9 protein-coding genes are annotated in these 17727 nt (G+C 42.0%); 1 reads left to right on the forward strand and 8 read right to left on the reverse strand.

All coding sequences use genetic code 11. From position 1 onward, the window contains the following. Window positions 1–77: 77 nt before the first annotated feature. From FC093_RS20330 to FC093_RS20340, 3 genes are all read right to left on the reverse strand, one after another. Window positions 78–2495, reverse strand: coding sequence for a glycoside hydrolase family 127 protein (locus tag FC093_RS20330; protein WP_170971168.1), 2418 nt, complete (start codon window positions 2493–2495; stop codon window positions 78–80). Between the two features lie 330 nt (window positions 2496–2825). Then, a complete protein-coding gene (locus FC093_RS20335; protein WP_137263652.1) occupies window positions 2826–3827 on the reverse strand; it encodes a 4-hydroxyproline epimerase in 1002 nt (333 codons plus the stop codon). A 475-nt stretch (window positions 3828–4302) separates the two neighbouring features. Further along, entirely contained in the window at window positions 4303–5238 is a 936-nt protein-coding gene (locus FC093_RS20340; RefSeq protein ID WP_170971169.1) for a dihydrodipicolinate synthase family protein, read from the reverse strand. Between the two features lie 266 nt (window positions 5239–5504). On the opposite strand from FC093_RS20340, the gene FC093_RS20345 reads away from it, so the two are divergent. Further along, window positions 5505–6398: an AraC family transcriptional regulator gene (locus tag FC093_RS20345; RefSeq protein WP_137263653.1), complete on the forward strand. Its 894-nt coding sequence runs from the start codon at window positions 5505–5507 to the stop codon at window positions 6396–6398. Between the two features lie 299 nt (window positions 6399–6697). On the opposite strand, the gene FC093_RS20350 is transcribed toward FC093_RS20345, so the two are convergent. The 5 genes from FC093_RS20350 to FC093_RS20370 all read right to left on the reverse strand — a co-directional run bounded on the left by FC093_RS20350 (window position 6698) and on the right by FC093_RS20370 (window position 17136). Then, window positions 6698–8083 (reverse strand): SusD/RagB family nutrient-binding outer membrane lipoprotein, encoded by a 1386-nt coding sequence (locus FC093_RS20350; RefSeq protein ID WP_137263654.1) that lies wholly within the window; start codon window positions 8081–8083, stop codon window positions 6698–6700. A 24-nt stretch (window positions 8084–8107) separates the two neighbouring features. Beyond that, a complete protein-coding gene (locus tag FC093_RS20355) occupies window positions 8108–11128 on the reverse strand; it encodes a SusC/RagA family TonB-linked outer membrane protein (protein WP_137263655.1) in 3021 nt (1006 codons plus the stop codon). Window positions 11129–11534: 406 nt separating this feature from the next. After that, window positions 11535–12782, reverse strand: a complete 1248-nt coding sequence (locus FC093_RS20360; RefSeq protein ID WP_137263656.1) for an NAD(P)/FAD-dependent oxidoreductase — start codon at window positions 12780–12782, stop codon at window positions 11535–11537. 247 nt (window positions 12783–13029) lie between these two features. Then, window positions 13030–14778 (reverse strand): DUF885 family protein, encoded by a 1749-nt coding sequence (locus FC093_RS20365; RefSeq protein WP_240743387.1) that lies wholly within the window; start codon window positions 14776–14778, stop codon window positions 13030–13032. A gap of 45 nt (window positions 14779–14823) precedes the next feature. Continuing rightward, window positions 14824–17136: a S9 family peptidase gene (locus FC093_RS20370; protein ID WP_137263657.1), complete on the reverse strand. Its 2313-nt coding sequence runs from the start codon at window positions 17134–17136 to the stop codon at window positions 14824–14826. Window positions 17137–17727 lie beyond the last annotated feature (591 nt).

The following is a 17727-nucleotide window of genomic DNA, read 5'->3' on the forward strand; positions in this document are numbered from 1 at the left end:
CGCAATGCTATAAAAGCATACTTTGTGCTACTTCATCATTTGTGTCCTAGCGGCTCAAACACTTCACAGGAGAATGCTTACTTCACTATCCATTCGTGTATGCCGGAGGCATCATTCTTTGGCAACTGCACCACCAGGCGTAAAGCAGTAGTCGTTACCGGCTCAAACTGAACGCTATCGTATTTATCTTTTGCAATCTCGTAATCCGTTGTATTTTTTACAGGCACCCATTCATCGCCTTTTTTATACAACAATTGCCATGATGCAGGCAAATCGCAACCGCCCCAGGGTTTATCATCATACCAATACACTTTACTTTCCGAAATAGTATAGGCTTTATCAAAATCATACTGCACCCATTCGGTAGTATCTTTTGCGGGCCACCAATGTAAATAATTAGTGCTTTGATCTTTGCTGTCTGCCGGCTCAAACTGATCGTTTACTGCTTTTGTCATTAGCTTGCCACGCGCAGAAGAAGTTACCTTAGCTTTAGATGCGATTGTAGGCTGAGGCTTAGGGCGGGCAGCATCGGCAGTATAAGGTATCCATACTTCCATTTCGCCGCTGCCACGGTTGTTCCAGCTATAATAGGGGATAGCGGTAATGGTATGCTTAGCAGTGAGTGCATTATCACTTTTGGGCTCTCTGGTAGCAATATATCCCTGAGTGGTAAGCGTTGTTATACCGTTCAGCATATCCGGTTTATATACTGCATTAATAACTGCATTGGTATCAATTACAATACTTTGCACCGTGCTGTCCTGCTGGTCGGCACCTTCCAAACAATACACGATAGGACCACGTTGTAAAGCAAACCTGCCTTTGTCTGCCTTCACAGAATCAATAGTCGTTACCTTTTCCACTTCCATCGGAAAATCAATGGTTATTTTATCTCCCTTTTTCCAGGTGCGGTCAATAACAGCATAGCCTTTATCGGTTATATAATCTATTTTTTTACCATTTACATACACGGGTACAGCCGGCTTGGTTGTACTGATGAAGGAATATAAATCGCTGGGTATAGGCTTATCTACCGCCCAGCCGGGAATGCGGATATGCAAGGCAAAAGCGGCGCTCTTAACAGGATCAACAGTAATACTTACTTTACCCTGCCAGGGATAATCTGTTTGCTGCGTAAGCTTTACTTCGGTAGCAGGCAACTTGATAGTTGCGTTGTTGCTCACAAATAAATTAACGAATACATCATCCTCATCCTGTGCATAAATATAGCCGGGCATAGAAGGTAAAAAGCGTGTCATATTGGTAATGCAACAGGCGCAGCTAAACCAGGCACTACGCTGGTGCTGCCCTACGGAAGCTAAAGGATTAGGGTAGAAAAAACGATTGCCACTTAATGATATGCCACTTAGCAAACCGTTGTACAGCGTGCGTTCCAGTACATCCATGTATTTAGCATCACCATGCAATAAAAACATGCGCAGATTCCAATACACATTAGCAATAGACGCGCAGGTTTCGGCATATGCACTCATGTTGGGCAAATCATAATCGGGACCAAAAGCCTCGCCATTGCCGGTTGCGCCAATACCACCAGTGATGTATAATTTCTTATCTGCTACATTGTTCCAAATAGTATCAATAGCATGGAGATAACTTTTATCACCGGTGAGTGCAGCCACATCTGCCATGCCGGTGTACATATAAGTGGCACGCACGGCATGACCTTCGGCTTCTGTTTGGTCAACTACTTTTTTATCTGCCTGGTTGTACACATCACCGCCGGGTCCACGCACATCTAAGAAGAATTTTGCTAAATCAAGGTATTCTTTTTTGCCGGTCACACGGTACATTTTTACCAAGCCTAATTCCACGATCTGATGTCCTGGATAGATATGCAGTTTATCAGGACCGAACGTTTTAACCAGCAGATCTGCATTTTTAATAGCAATGTTTAAGAATGCTTTTTTTCCGGTTGCTGCATAATGCGCTACCGCTGCTTCGTACAGGTGTCCGCAATTATATAATTCATGGCTCAGTTCTTCGTCTTTTTCCCAACGCCTGGTACCAATCCATTCGTGCGGATGTGCCAGATGTGCCGTACGAAAAGTGTAGAGATAACCATCGGGTTCCTGTGCATCGCCAATGATCTGTATCAGCGTATCCATTTCTCGGTCCAGCTTTGCATCATACTTTTCCTGCAGGCTGTAAGAAGCGCCTTCCAACAGTTTATACAAATCGGTATCATCAAAGGGAAAATCGGTAAGCTTGGTAGCTTTCTTCTTACCAGCAGCTACCAAAAAGTTGTTGATCCTGCCTTCTTCACGGCACTTTTGTAAGATGTAGGGAATGGTTACTTTGGCATTGGTATCTAAACGCGGACGCCAAAAATTATCTGTCAAATGCACCTGCGTAAAAGCTACCGGCTGTATAGGATAATCTCCTGTTAGCTGCTGTGCCATCAGTAAGCCGGAAGTACTCAACATAAGGCTCGATAAACCACTGATGACTGCTGCTTTATAACCTCTTTTCTGCATGATTGTTATTTGTATGTCTTATTCTGATATATACCTTGTGATAAAATATGCCGAATATATTAAAAGGATCTGTTGTAAAATCCCTAATAAATGTTATTTATACGCTTATTATTCTTCGTTATTAATAATCCATCGTTATTCAGCTATACATTTTGTTGTATTTATTGCTTTGATAATGTTTTCAAATGTATGGTGAGGTGTTAGCGTATCCCTTTGGTCAACTGTATAACGCATATAATCCCGGGCATTAATCTTAGGCTAAAATAATGCTCTCTTAGTATCATTGTACACTTAAAAACAATACCTGTTTATTATTCCTAACAAAGCAATCTACAACACCTGAAAGCCATAAGCATACGGATCATCGTCCGGATCTATGGAAATGGTGTTGTAACCATAAATACGTGCCCAGCCTTCAATACCCGGGCGAATAGCCGGTTTTCCGCCAACAGTTAACTCTTCTTCAATCGTTCCAATAAACTTGGAGCCAATGATGCTTTCATGTATAAATTTATCACCTTTCTTCAGCTTGCCCTTCGCATACCATTGCGCCATACGCGCCGATGTACCGGTGCCGCAAGGTGAACGATCTATTGCTTTATCGCCATAAAATACTGCATTACGTGCCGTAGATGTTTTATCTATTACTTCACCGGTCCAGAGTATGTGCGAACAGCCATTAATAGTTGCATCATCGGGATGCACAAAAGTTTGCCCTTCATTAATGCGCCGGCGTAGCGCACGGCTCCAGTTAATCAGCTTATCGGCACTATAAAACTGCAAACCTTTAAAATTTTCCTGTACATCTACAATCGCATAAAAATTTCCACCATAGCTCACATCTACATGCAGCATACCCAATTCAGGACATTCTACTTCAATGTTTTCTGCTGCTAAGAAAGAGGGCACATTGGTGAGCTTTACCGATTTTACTTTATCTCCTTCCTGCTTATAATTAATCAGCACCAAACCGGCAGGTGCTTCCATACGCACTATGCCGGGTGTTTTAGGCTCAATCAATCCTTCTTCAATGGCGATGGTAATCGTGCCGATGGTACCATGTCCGCACATGGGCAGGCAGCCACTTGTTTCTATGAACAAGACCGCTACATCGTTCTCCGGATTGTGCGGTGGATACAAAATACTACCGCTCATCATATCGTGGCCACGTGGCTCAAACATTAATCCTTTGCGTATCCAGTCGTATTCTTTTAAAAAATGTTGTCGTTTTTCACTCATGGTATTGCCTTGCAGCACAGGACCACCTCCGGCCACCAGTCGCACCGGATTACCACAAGTATGTGCATCAACGCAAAAAAAATTCTTCTTCATCAATCGTTGTTTGCGCGGAGTAAGATGGTTACAGAAACTGAAAGTAAAAAACTAAAATGGCTATTACACATCCGTATGCAATTTCATAAGTTAATTTTATTTTTAGCAGTGGAATGTCTATGGTGTTGTAAGGACAACTTCTCACAGTAAATTTATATTTGTCACTTTTTGCTTGATCAAAAAGTAACCAAAAAATCAACGACGGCATAATCGCTCCGCGCATATGCCCAGGCCTGCACCGCCACTTAGCCTAAGACCGATTATAGCCATTATGTGAACGTTTTGGATGACAATAATTTAACGTTTATCGGTAGTAGCGAGGTAAGGACCGCCATGCACCATACTGACACAAACTTCCACGCCGGTGGGTGACTATTTAATAAAATTCTGCCTGCTAATGTGTGCTGCACTTCTATCACATCAGCGTACTCCTCTATATCTTTGTTTGTAGCAATGATAGTAGAAGTAAGACACCTTAAATAGCAAAAGCTTTTTCTTCCAACGTATGATATTCGGGTAAAGCGGGGCGCACTGCCAAAGCATCGTTGATGAGCTTTAATATCTGTTCCCTTTCTTTACCCACCAGGGTAAGCCGTGGTGCACGAACATATTCTGTTCCAATACCAGCCTGTGTTTCAGCCAGCTTTATATATTGCACCAGCTTTGCATGAATATCAAGCTCGAGCAGCGGCATAAACCAACGGTATACTGTAACGGCTTCCTCTATTTTGCCTCCTTTTACCAGTTTATAAATGGCTACTGTTTCGGCAGGAAAAGCACAAACGAGACCGGCTACCCAACCCTGAGCACCTAATAATAATTCTTCTAATGCTAATGTATCTACACCGCACAATAGTTTGAAACGGTCACCAAAGCGATTAATCATACGGGTTACGTTGGTTACGTCGCGGGTAGATTCTTTCACCGCCTGAATGGTGGGTACATCCACCAGCTCATCGAACATTGCAAGCGTGATTTCTGTTTTATAATCAACCGGATTGTTATATAAAATAATGGGCAGATCGGTAGCTGATGCCACAGCTTTAAAGTATTCCACTGTTTCGCGGTGATCGCTTTTATAACGCATAGGCGGCAACAGCATCAAACCTCTGGTACCCCATTCTTTAGCCAGCTTTGCCTGGGTTACTGCCTCGCGGGTAGAGCCCTCTGCAATATTCATTACAACAGGCACCGCGCCTGCTACTTTTTCAACACAAAATTTTACCAGTATTTCTTTTTCTTCCAATGTTAATACACTGCTTTCGCCAAGCGTGCCACCTAAAATAATGCCATCCACCCCGGCTTCTAACTGTGCACTAAGGTTGTTTTCAAATGCAGGCAGATCAAGCTGATCGTTGCTGTCAAATTTTGTTGTGAGTGCGGGAAAGACACCTTTCCAATCTATAGCCATGTTACTAATTTTCTTCAAAGCTATCTGTAGTATAAGCACGTGAATTAATGATTTTTAATAAATCATCACCCGATATTAACCATTCGCAACAGCGTGTGTGATACCATATAAAGGTTGGCGTCACAGATGTTACTAATCATTTGATTTTGATAAATTATTACCGGATTTTAACCCGATTCATTAATAATTTGCTCAAATGCGGATAATATCTGTATATTTAGCATGCTAAAATAAAGGTAAAAAATACACTTATTAACAATATGGCTATGAAAATCCTTCAGTTCACATTGCCGGTACCTGATAATAAAACGATTATCACCAAAGAAGAATCGCTGCCACATTTTTATCCGCATTTGCACCGGCATCATGAAGTGCAGTTAACGTGGATAATAAAAGGAGAAGGAACCCTGGTAACGGATAATAACATGCATAGCTTCCAGAGCAATGAAATTTACTGGATTGGCGCCAATCAGCCGCATGTATTTAAAAGTGATCCTACCTACTTTGAAAATGGTGCTAAAAAGACACATACCATAGATATATTTTTTAGCATCGACTCTCAATTAAGCTCCTTCTTTTCTATACCTGAAGTAAAAAATTTGAAGAACTTTGTTCAGCAACATCATTCGGGTTTTCGTGTACCTCCAAAAGCAGTAAAGGGAATAGCCGAAAAAATGTTGAAAATCCGCAACAGCAGTGGGGTTGAGCAATTTTTTCAATTCATTGATTTATTAAAACAACTTTCTTCTTTCAATAATCTGGAGCCGCTTTCTGCAAAAACAGAAAGTGTATCGTACAGCGACAATGAAGGCATCCGCATTGCTACTATTTACAACTATGTGATGCAGAACTATAATCAGCCTATTACACTGGAAGAAGTATCAAAGCTGGCGTATATGACACCGCAGGCTTTTTGCCGTTACTTTAAAAAACACACGCATCATACATTGGTGTCTTTTGTAAATCAGGTACGCATTAATGAAGCATGTAAAAAACTGGTAGATAAAAAATACGACAGCATCGCTTCGGTAGCATACAACACCGGCTTCAACAGTATTACCAACTTCAACAGAGTTTTTAAAAGTGTAGTAAAAAAATCACCGAAAGAATATGTAGACAGTTATTTCCACAATGTTAACCAGCCGGCTAATGTGGCTTAATATATTCAATATACCGTCAATTACGATATTTAGAATAAACAACCTCCTTTTGAATAGCGGGATTGCTATGATATACCATAGCTATCCGGATCATTGATTATAGTTCTTATTAACTTTTTCTCTTGAAAGAAAAAGTGACAAGCAATAGATGTAACAACAAATAAAACTTTAGCCCTGTAATTCACACCCAACCCCAATAGTAATGAAATAAATTTATGTAATCATAAATAAAGAACCCCTTTAAATTGTTTGGAAGGGGTTCTTTATTTATTTAAAACCAAACTTTTAATCTATAACTTTTATTGTGCATCCCACCACACCCTATCAGTAAGCTTTGCAGATTGCTGTGATTGTGCATTCGTAATTATTTCACTTTGCGGATACAACAACCGGCGTGGAATAGCTGACAGCGCGCCTTCTACCGGCGTTAATACAGGATAGCCGGTACGACGCCAATCGTTATACGTTTCAAAATTGAAAAGATTAGCAACTGCTTTTTCTTCCATAATCAACTGCAATGCGTTTTCGGCTGTTAACATCCTGCTGTTTACATAAGCAATAGCTGCGGCTGAAGTTGTATCAATTCCCAGTTTAGCCATGTTGGAGTTGATGCCATTTACATAAACGGGCTGTGCAGCGGTTACGCCCTGGGTGCGATAGAGCGCTTCTGCTCTTATAAATGATGCTTCGGAATAAGTAAATATATAGTTGGAAGAGGCTGCACCGCCATAAAAATCATTTGGATAAGAATAACCTTCCAGTTCCGCCGTGGGGGTCCCTATTTTTCTTCCGGTATATACCCCTGTATTTACTGCAGGCTTGGCTATATAAGGAAGCCGCGGATCGTTTCTCGCTTTTAAGGTATCAATTAAGGTTGCGTTGAGCACATAGGTGGTCACCGGCGAAAAGGTGAGATTCCAGATATTTTCGCTTCCGGTATTACCTTCATACGTAAACTTCAAATCATCGCTATTTTCCGTCATGCCATTTTGCAAGGCCACTAAAGCACTATCCGACTGCACCGTAGCTGAGTAGCCCGGCGCTTTGGTAAGATGAATAAAATACCTTGCTTTTAACGACCATGCAGCTTTACGCCATTCAGCCATATCGCCATTATAAAAATAATCATCTGTACCCGGCGTAATACTGCTGTTCTTATCAATATCAGCAATGGCATTGCTTAGCAGGGTTTGTACTGTTTTGTATATCTCTTCCTGGCTGTCGTATGCTACTAAAAAATTAGTTCTGTCAAACGCTTTTGAATAGGGAATATCGCCCCAGAAATCGGTAGCTGTACCCAATGTGTAAGCTGTTAAAATCTTAGCAATAGCCGCGTAATTCCAGCTCTCTTTGCTTTCTGCCTTTTCGTTTAAAATCTTTAAATTATTAAGGCAAACAACATAAAAGTTATACCAGTCACCATCGTAATCTACATTGAAAGACTGGTAATTCCACAAGCCGGGGTTGGGCTGATTAGGTGCTATATTTTGCACAAAATTTTGTACGATAATACTTGCATTACCCCCCTGCACATTATCCGAAATATTCTGCTCGATAGGCGACAACAGCAACGCTTCCTGCACATCAGTAGGGTTGTTCGGATCTTTATTTACATCCAGAAACTTCTGGCATCCGGTGGTGCATAAACCGGCAATGATGAATATAATAAAAATGGATTGTTTCATTGAATTTGAGATGTTTGGCATGAATTAAAAACTGAGTTTCAGCGATACAAAAAAGGAACGTGCAGTGGGTGTAGAGAAAGCATAGATGCCCTGTGCCGCATTACCGCTGCCATAAGAACTTACTTCGGGATCGGCACCTGTAAAATGCGGGCTGTATATCCACAGGTTTCTGCCAGACAAAGTAATAGAAGCAGCTTTAAACGGGGTCTTGTTTAATGCGGAAGGTTTCACATTATAAGACAGGTTAACATTGCGCAGTTTGATGTATGTTCCATCCTGAATAATAGATTCGTACTGCCTGCTTTGCCAATACGCTTGTGCGTCTACCGCCACCGTGTTTTGCTTATTATCTACTTCGCTGATGCCCGGCACTACTATAGGTTCGCGGTTTTCTGTTTGCTTGGAAGAGCCATAGAAAAGACCATAGCTATCCACGCCATTTTCAATATCGCCACCTTGTTTCATATCAAAAAAGAACGAAAGGGTAAACTGCTTATAACGCAGTGTGTTCTCTAAACCTGCCAGCCAATCCGGGGTAGCATTGCCTACAATTCCCTGATCGCCAACCACCGGCAAGCCATTGGCGTCAATCAATAATTGTCCGTCTGCTGTGCGCTGGTATCTGGTACCATAGAAAACATTGTATGGCTGTCCTACTATTATTCTTCCAAGCTGTGTTATGCCGGGATATAAGGCAAGCACTTTATTATTGATTTTAGTAAAATTGAACGTCAGGTTCCAGCTAAAATCTTTTGCTCTTACCGGCTCTGCACTTAGCAATACCTCTACACCTTTGTTTTCAATACTGGCAGTATTTACGGTGGTACCGCTAAAGCCGGTTGCATTGGAAATGCTCACACCCGGAATAATGCCATTGTGCGATTTACGGTAAAAATAGGAGCCTTCAAAAGAGATTCTGTCTTTGAAGAGACGCAGTTCCAGTCCGGCTTCATATTCATCTAAGCGTTCATTTTTCAAATCCAGATTGCCTAATGTTGAACTCAGTAAAAAGCCCGGCTGCCCCTGAAAAGGATATAAGAAATAGCCCGCATTGGTATTCCTGCCTGCCTGCACATAGGGCGTATTTAATGCATACGGACCAACAGCGTCATTACCTACGGTTGCAGCCGAAAATCTTATTTTGCCAAAGCTCAATGTGTGGCCAATGCTACCTTTCAGCAATTCGGAAAAGATAAAGCTGGCAGCGGCTGAACCATACGGATAAAAATTATTCTCTTTTGATAGAACAGAGCTACCATCATACCTGCCGGTTAATGATAAATTCAACAGGCGGTTATAATCAATATTTGCCTGCGCATAAAAGCCAACTTTTCTTTGCAAAGAATGATACTCGGAAGAAGTAATAGTACCACCGGCTGAGGTGTTGTAAAACTCATCAATAGTGAGTCCGTTGCCGGTAAGATTGATGCCCTGGTAATACGTAGAAAGAATATTATTTCCCAACAACAGGTTGACGTTAAAACGACCAAAAGTTTGTTGTGCATTAATAATTACATCGTTGTTGAACTGCCGGAAGGTTGTATTATTATCCACTACCTTTCCATTTAAGCCAATAGCCGGTTGCGGATTTTCGTAATATTTATTTTGTTCTGTGTACATATCAGCACCTAACCTTTCGGTAATAGTGAGCCATTTTGCAGGGGTAATATTTACGGTAAAAACAGGCAAAAACCGGTTTACCACGCCTGTATTTTTCATGTTATCCAATGTCCACAAAGGCGCATTTCTTGAATAACGGTATAGCCGCATGTTGCCATTGGAATCCAGCACCGGATAAGGATTCCAGGATACCGGTTGTCCAAACAAGACAAACAGTGGTCCGTTGCTGGCACCTTCGGGCAAACGGCCTTGTTTGGAATTGCTGTAGCCAAGCTGGAAAGTTGTGTTTACAATCTTACCCATTTTGGTGTTGTATTTTGCAAAAAAGGAATGACGGATAAAATCGTTGCCCGGCATTATGCTTTTCTGATCGTAATAAGAATAGCTTACAAAGTAGCTTGAATTGTTACTGCCGCCAGCCACGGAAATAGTAGAATTGCTGGTAACGCCTGTACGGAAAAAATCATATGGATTGTATTTTTTGGCAGGCTGTCCGTTTATCTTCAATGTATCCATGCGCGGTCCCCACGAAGCGCTTGCTTTCTGATCTTCACCATTAATATAAACGCCTCTATCGCCTTGCGCATATGTAGTTTGACGCTCGGGAAGCAACGGCTTTTCAAAAGATAAATCCGAAGAAACAGTGAACACCGGTTTCTTATCAAGCGCACCGCTTTTAGTAGTAATCAACACCACACCGCGCGCGCCCGAAGAACCATACAAAGCGGTAGCTGCTGCACCTTTCAGCACGTTAATACTTTCAATGGTAGAAGGATCAATATCAATTACCCTATTAACACCAGAGCCGGCCGCATTGCCACCTCCAGTGCCGGTTTCATCGTTATTGATAGGCACCCCATCCACTACAAACAACGCCTGATTATCTCCCGTTGCCGAACTATTGCCACGTATCACTATACGCGACGAAGCACCTGCTGTTCCGGATGAACTCGTGATTTGCACACCCGCCACTTTACCGGCCATAGCATTTACGAGGTTAGGCTCGCGGGTTTTGGTAATTTCTTCGCCACTCAACTGTTGTGTACTGTAGGTAAGATTTCTTTTCTCGCGCCGTACACCCAATGCGGTTACGACTACTTCATTCAGAGAAGCGGTTGAAGCACTTAAGGTAATAACGATGTTTGTTTGGCTTCCAACAAACACCTCTTTATCGGCATAACCAACACTAGAAACAATAATAGTGCTGTTGCTGCGAACTGGCAACGTAAAGGTGCCGTTTGCATCGGTAATAGTCGATGCATTAGCACTCTTGTCTTTTATTGTAACTCCCGACAAGGGATTTCCGAGCGAGTCAACCACTTTACCTTGTAATTGCTGCTGTGCCAAAACAGGTAAAGAAAAAAAGATGAACAGGCATATAGCCAGGAAATAGCGTGTTGCAACAGATTTTGGTGGATACAACATAGATATATTTTAAATTATAAAGGGACTAATAATCCTTAACGAAGCTATCTTTTGTCGTAAAGGATCAGTTAAAGCATATTGATGAATACTTTACAGATATTAGCAGAGGTTTAGCGGGTACAGGCCTAAATCGGCCAATTTATACTTATTACAACAACCCTATGGGTAAGCAAAAGTGATAACGACGCAAAAAAATGTTCAGAAGTCTCTCCCATAGCTTATACTGTGCGCCACAGTAAAGCCCCCAAAAGTGGCGGAAGAGCTTATGTAAAGTCCAGTATCCTTTATGTTAGGTCCGGGGTTGATTTGTACTATATATAATTCAGGCAAATGAGAAAGGGAATAAACAGAATCATTAAAGCATAGCAAGAATGTACGCGTATATGCAGATCTACATATAACCACTTTATCCAAACCGTTCTACTTCAAAAGCTTTCAGATCCACACTTGGCTTTTGTTCATTCACCAACTCACTCACCAGCTTGCCGGTGCCGGCACCAAGACTTAAGCCCAGCATAGCATGCCCCGTGGCAACCGTTACATTTTTATACTTTTTAATGCGCCCGATGTAAGGCACTCCATCCGCCGATGTGGGACGGAAGCCATACCAGATTTTATCATGAGGTGGCATTTCAATCTTGAACTCCGGCAGAAAATCTCTAACAGCTTTCACAATACCTTCCACGCGGTGATAACGCGGTGGTGTTTTGGTACTCACTACTTCCATTGTACCGCCATAGCGCATCTTATTTCGATCCATAGGCGCAATAGCTACTCTGCCTTCGGTAAGTATAGCCGGCCGGTTTAATGTATAAGGAGAATTCTCTAACGTGAAGGAGTAGCCACGCCCCGGGATCATCGGAATTCTGGTATCGAGCAATGCAGCTATTTCGCGGCTCCACGAACCGGTGGCGATAACTATTTCGTCTCCTTCATACACGCCATTATCAGTAAATACTTTTGTTACTTTTCCGTTCTTTCGCTCAAAGCCGGTTACTTCTGCTTTTATCATTTGCACACCTTTTTGTTGCAGCACTTTTTTTAGCGAAGCCATGAGCTTATCGGGGTACAAATGCGAATCGCATTTAAAATAAATAGCGCCTTTCGCATTGATAGTGGTTTGTGGTTCTAACGCTTGCAACCCTTTTGCATCTACCAGTTCTACATCCAGTCCAAGCTTTTTGCCGGCTTCTACGGTTTGTGCAGCATGGTGACCAACTTTTTCCGTCTGGAAAATTTCCAGCATTCCCTTGCGCTCAAAAGAGAAATCGAAGCAGGGCAATTTTGCCCATTCGCTGTATTCCTGTTGGCTAAAAACAGCAATGTCTTTCAACGGAACCGCTGCCGCTTCTACATTTTCCTTCGTTGCACTGCGCATAAACTTCAATCCCCAGTCTATCAGGGATATATTGAGTGAAGGCTGTACATAAAAAGGGCTTTTACTATTGAACATCCATTTTAATCCCTGCCAGATAATACCTGGTGCAGCTAAGGGTATAAAATGACTGGGACACACATAGCCCAGGTTGCCATAAGAGCAGTTATCAGTAAACCCTGCTTTATCCAGCACTGTTACTGTATGCCCGGATTGTTGCAGATAATATGCACTGCTTAAACCAATGACACCGCCACCAATTACAATTACATTTTTCATCTTTTATTTTACTTAGCTGTTTGCTTTTATCCTTAACTTATTTAATATAAGTAAGTGGACTCAATTAGTATGAGTTGACAGCTATAACCCAAGGCTTCAGCATTGGGAATAGAAGTGAATGGCCTACAGGCAGCCGCTTGCTTAAGTCCTTGCTTAGGCTAAAGCCAATTTACCTTTTCTATTCACCCCAAGGCTAAAGCCTTGGGTTAATGTAAACTATTGTGTCCAGCTACTTACTTTATAATCTCTAAAACTTATAAAATTTCCAGTTGGTTGTAAAGTCTTTTGAAGGTGGTTTGTTTTCCAGTATGGCTCCTTCCATTTCTATCGGCATCATGTTTTGCTGAATAAAGCTGTCGTGAAATTGCTTATACGTCATCTTACCACTATCCACCAGTTCTCTTTTTAAAGCCATGATCTGCAAGCCGCCAATCATATAAGCAATCTGATATAGAGGATCATAGCCGCCTACAAAGGAGCGGCGCACTTCGCCTTCTGCATTGGCACGCTCGTGCCCTACCCTGTCTACCAAAAAATCTATACATTGTTGCGGCGTCCATTTGCCGGTATGATAGTTTAGAGAGAAAATAATCCTTGCACAACGGTGCATGCGCCAGAACAACATGCCAATGCGGTCTTCCGGCGTTTGCGCAAACCCCTGGTCCCAGAGCAGCATTTCCCAATAGAGCGACCAGCCTTCTATCCAAAACGGCGTTTCAAAATGACGATAAGTTTTATACCGGTTGGTTGAAAACTCCTGTAAAGCATGTCCGGCCAGCAATTCATGATGCACGGTAGCTCTTGAGAAATGCGGATTATTACCACGCATACTCATCAGCTTATCGTCCTGAGTCATAGTATTGGTAGGGTAAGAAATACTAAACTCTTCCCCGCCGGTAAAAAACGGATTTACCAATTGTTGCTCCGGCGTCATCATGCGCATGCGCCAGGTTTCTTCGGCTAATGGCGGCAATGTGATCAGGTCGTGTTGCTTTATAAAATCAACCGATTCATCATATAGTTTAAGCATTGCCGTGGGTTGCTCTCCGGGCAGTACATACGCTGTTTTCACCTTTTCCAAAGCTGCTTTCCAGTTGTCGCCAAAGCCCATTTCCCGGCTTGCTTTCAGCATTTCCTTATCGCACCAGGCAAACTCTTTATTGGCAATTGCCACCAGCTCTTCGGGTGTGTAGGGAATCATCTCATATTTAAGCCGGCGCTCTATTTCTGCCGTACCAATGGGATTGCCAACAATGCCGCTGCCATCCTCTTTTTGCGGCGTAATGCTCTTTTCTTTTGTTTTAATAGAATCGGCATACACCACCAGCATGCTATCTAATGTATGGTATGGCTGAGGCACCCACCAGGTAAATAAAGGATCGTAGCCATTATAAAAATCAAAGGTGCTTTTCAGTGCAGCCCGCAAACCGCCTATCGTGCTTTCGGCGCGTTTGCCCAGTTCAAAAGAAATGGACGTTTCTTTATTAAACTGCTGCTGCAGTGCTTTTACCTTTTTACTGATATCGTTCAACTGATTGGCTATTTGTTGCGCATCCTGCACAGCACCACGGCGGCGCCTTTTTTCTATAGTATAAATCGTATCGGCAAAAGGCACCCATTGCCTGATAGCATTGTATTCTTTTTCTTCTTTTTGCAGGTTATACTCCTCTTCGTGCAGGTCGCGATTGAACAGTACATAATCTACCTTAGTACCGGTATTCAGTTGATCAAAGTCCAGTTCACCCAGTTTGCTGATATATTCATTGACTGTTGAGAGCAGGCGTGCTCTCCGTTCGGGCGAATTTTGAATTGTATAAAAGCGCGACACGTTGCCATAATCTGCGCGGTATTGCACCATGATATTGTTGACCTCACTGGTTTGCTCGTATAAAGGAGCAACTTTTTCGGGCTGTGCTTCTGCCTGGATTAAGCACGTAAACAGAAAAAAACATATTAATAAGATGGTTCTCTGAAAAGCTGTTGTTATTGGCATCATGAAGTGAGTAGTTAAAATAGTTTTCTGAGAAAGTTACCGGTAATTTTATTGATCTGCCTGTTTTGAAAGCTCATCCATGTTGCGTTGCGGCGGTTCCACATGCAATAGGTAGCGCACAAAAAAGTCACGTCTTTTTACTTTGCCATACGTGCCGCCACTGGTATGATCGGAGCCAGGAATTGGAAGAAAATCGAAAGTCTTGTTAGCCTTAATCAGTGCATCGGCAACACGGTAGGTAGATTCAGGCGGAACGTTGTTATCCGCTTCGCCAACCATAAGTAACAAATTACCACAAAGCTTACCGGCATTGGTAACATTGCTTTGCTCGTCGTACCAGGGACCTACCGGATAGGCCATCCATTGTTCATTCCACCATTGTTTATCTATGCGGTTATCATGGCAGCCACAGGAAGCAACGCCGGCTTTATACCACTCAGGATGAAAGAGCAGCCCGCCCAAAGCATTTTGTCCGCCGGCAGATGTTCCATATAGCCCTACCCGCGAAGTATCTACATAAGGGTATTTTGCAGCTAACGCTTTCATCCATAAAATACGATCCGGGAAGCCGGCATCTGCCAGGTTTTTCCAGCACACATCATGAAAAGCTTTACTGCGGTTGGCAGTGCCCATACCATCTATCTGCACTACAATAAACCCAAGATCGGCAAGGCTTTGCATTTCGGTGTAATAAGGCATAAAACTTTTGGGCACAAAAGCATCCTGCGGACCGGCATAAATATTTTCTACAACAGGATAGCGCCTGGTGCTGTCAAATTCGGCAGGCAAACAAACAATACCATAAATATTGGTAACCCCATCTCTGCCTTTGGCTACAAATGGTTGTGGCAAACGCTTTACGATGGAGAGAAAAGTACTGATGTCTGCATGTTCTATATCGCTTATTTTTTTGCCGGTTGCAGTAGCATGCAGTTCAGTAACAGGCGCCGTATTCACTTCTGAATAAGTGTCTACATAATATTTTTTATCCGGTGAATAAGTGATATGGTGATTGGCATGTGCCGGTGTTAAACTAACTAAATTTTTACCATCGAAACCAATGCGGTAGTAGTGTACATAATACGGATCTTCGCCTTCATTTATACCATTGGCCGAAAACCAGATCTCCCGCTTTTTCTCATCTACACTATCAATGTCTTTTACTACATAATTACCCTTAGTAATCTCGTTCTTTATGGTGCCTGTTTGTGCATCCATGAGATAAATGTGCCGCCAGTTATCTTTCTCTGAAGTCCATAAAATTTCAGCAGTTTGTGGCATATAATAAGTATAAATCCTGTTTGTATAGATGAATGTTTTGGCTTGCTCATCCAATATGGTTCTTGTATTACCATTAGTTACATCTACCTCTATAATGCGAAAACGCTGATGCCCGCGATCTACTTTTTCATAATAAAAATGCGAGTTGTCTTTTGTCCAGTGCAGCAGCGGTGCATCAAAGAAATCAATAACGGGCGTGTTTACTTTTACAGGAACTGTTTGCTGTACCGGAAATATGTACATTTCATAGGTAGTGAACGGATCGCCGGGTTGCTTGTACGGATGCGACCGTAGCTGGCCACGCGTGGTACCGGGAACAGATGACAGCACATAATATACCGCAGAATCTTCTACCGGCGTAATACGATAGCCTATCACCCATTTGCTATCGGGGCTCCAGGCAAGGGAGCCATAAGGATGGGCATTACTGCCGTCTTTTGTATATTGAACGGCATCTCCACCCGCAACCGGTCTGATAAATACATTATTGTCTTTGATGTAAGCGATATATTGCTTATTAGGTGATACACTATCCGTCTCAAAGCTTTCCCAGCGGCTGGGTGGCTCGTTAAACTGGTGATTGTCTTTCTCAATGTTGGGCAATGAATCAATCGTTTTCAGCACATTGCTTTTTGAATTGTATTCGTAGTATTTATTATTATAAGCAAATGTTAGCCGGGTAGCTTCTTTATTGAATGTAAGGTTACCAAGTAATAAATGATTTTCCTTTACCGTTTGGTTGCTTATTTTACTTAAAGCATCGGCTAGTGCAGTTTCATTAAACGCTTTATGTTTACTACCGGTTGCCGCATTTACCAACAGATATTCCGTTGTACTGTCGTGCAAAATATTGCGGTACCAGAAAGCATTGCCACCCGGCAGCCAATGCGCATCTACACCGGCTTTGTAAACAGTGTTTTTAACGGCACTGTCTTTTGCTGCCACCGCTCTATAACGTGCTATTACCTCTTTGTGTGAAGGATTGTATGGTAGTAAAGGTTGTGTTTGAGCAGTAACAAGAAATGTATTTCCGATAGTTACCAATAAGACTAATAAACCTGTTCTGAACAGTACTAACATGAATGATAAATATGTTTAAAAACGTGGATGAAAGTAAATCAGAACTAAAAGTAACTGTTAGCGGTTATTAACTGGTTCTTTCCAATAATTAATTGTTTCTGAAGGAAATATTAGCAACTTGTATAGAAAGATTACAGAAAGAGTGTTTTGCTTAAGTACATAGCTATTTAATTATGTTTAGGATGGAACAACGATGTTTTAGATGCTGTTGAGTTTGTAGGTATTTTGAGTATGATTTTTACAATAGTTTTCACTCTTCCTTTTTTCTCCTGAAAGAAAAAAGGAACAAAAAAGTTATAAATGGATTGATGTTTTTCAACGGTATTCATGAGAACGCTTCGCTTAGTTCAAGGACAACCCGATCCGCTCCGCGCGTTTGTCCGGCCAGCGCCACCACTTAGCCTAAGATGGATTCGTGTGGTTGAGTGAATGATTTGGTTGATAAGAAATTTTTGGGCAGCAGTGCGGGGAAAGCAGGTGATGATTGAAAATGGATTAAACAAACTAAAATTTCGCTCTGTTTAAAATTGCCCGTTATAAACATAACAGGCCTTGATTGCTTCCAATAAATATTTGTATTATGTTTCACCA

It is taken from the genome of Ilyomonas limi (genome assembly GCF_005233845.1).
GTDB classification, from domain to species: Bacteria; Bacteroidota; Bacteroidia; order Chitinophagales; family Chitinophagaceae; genus Ilyomonas; species Ilyomonas limi.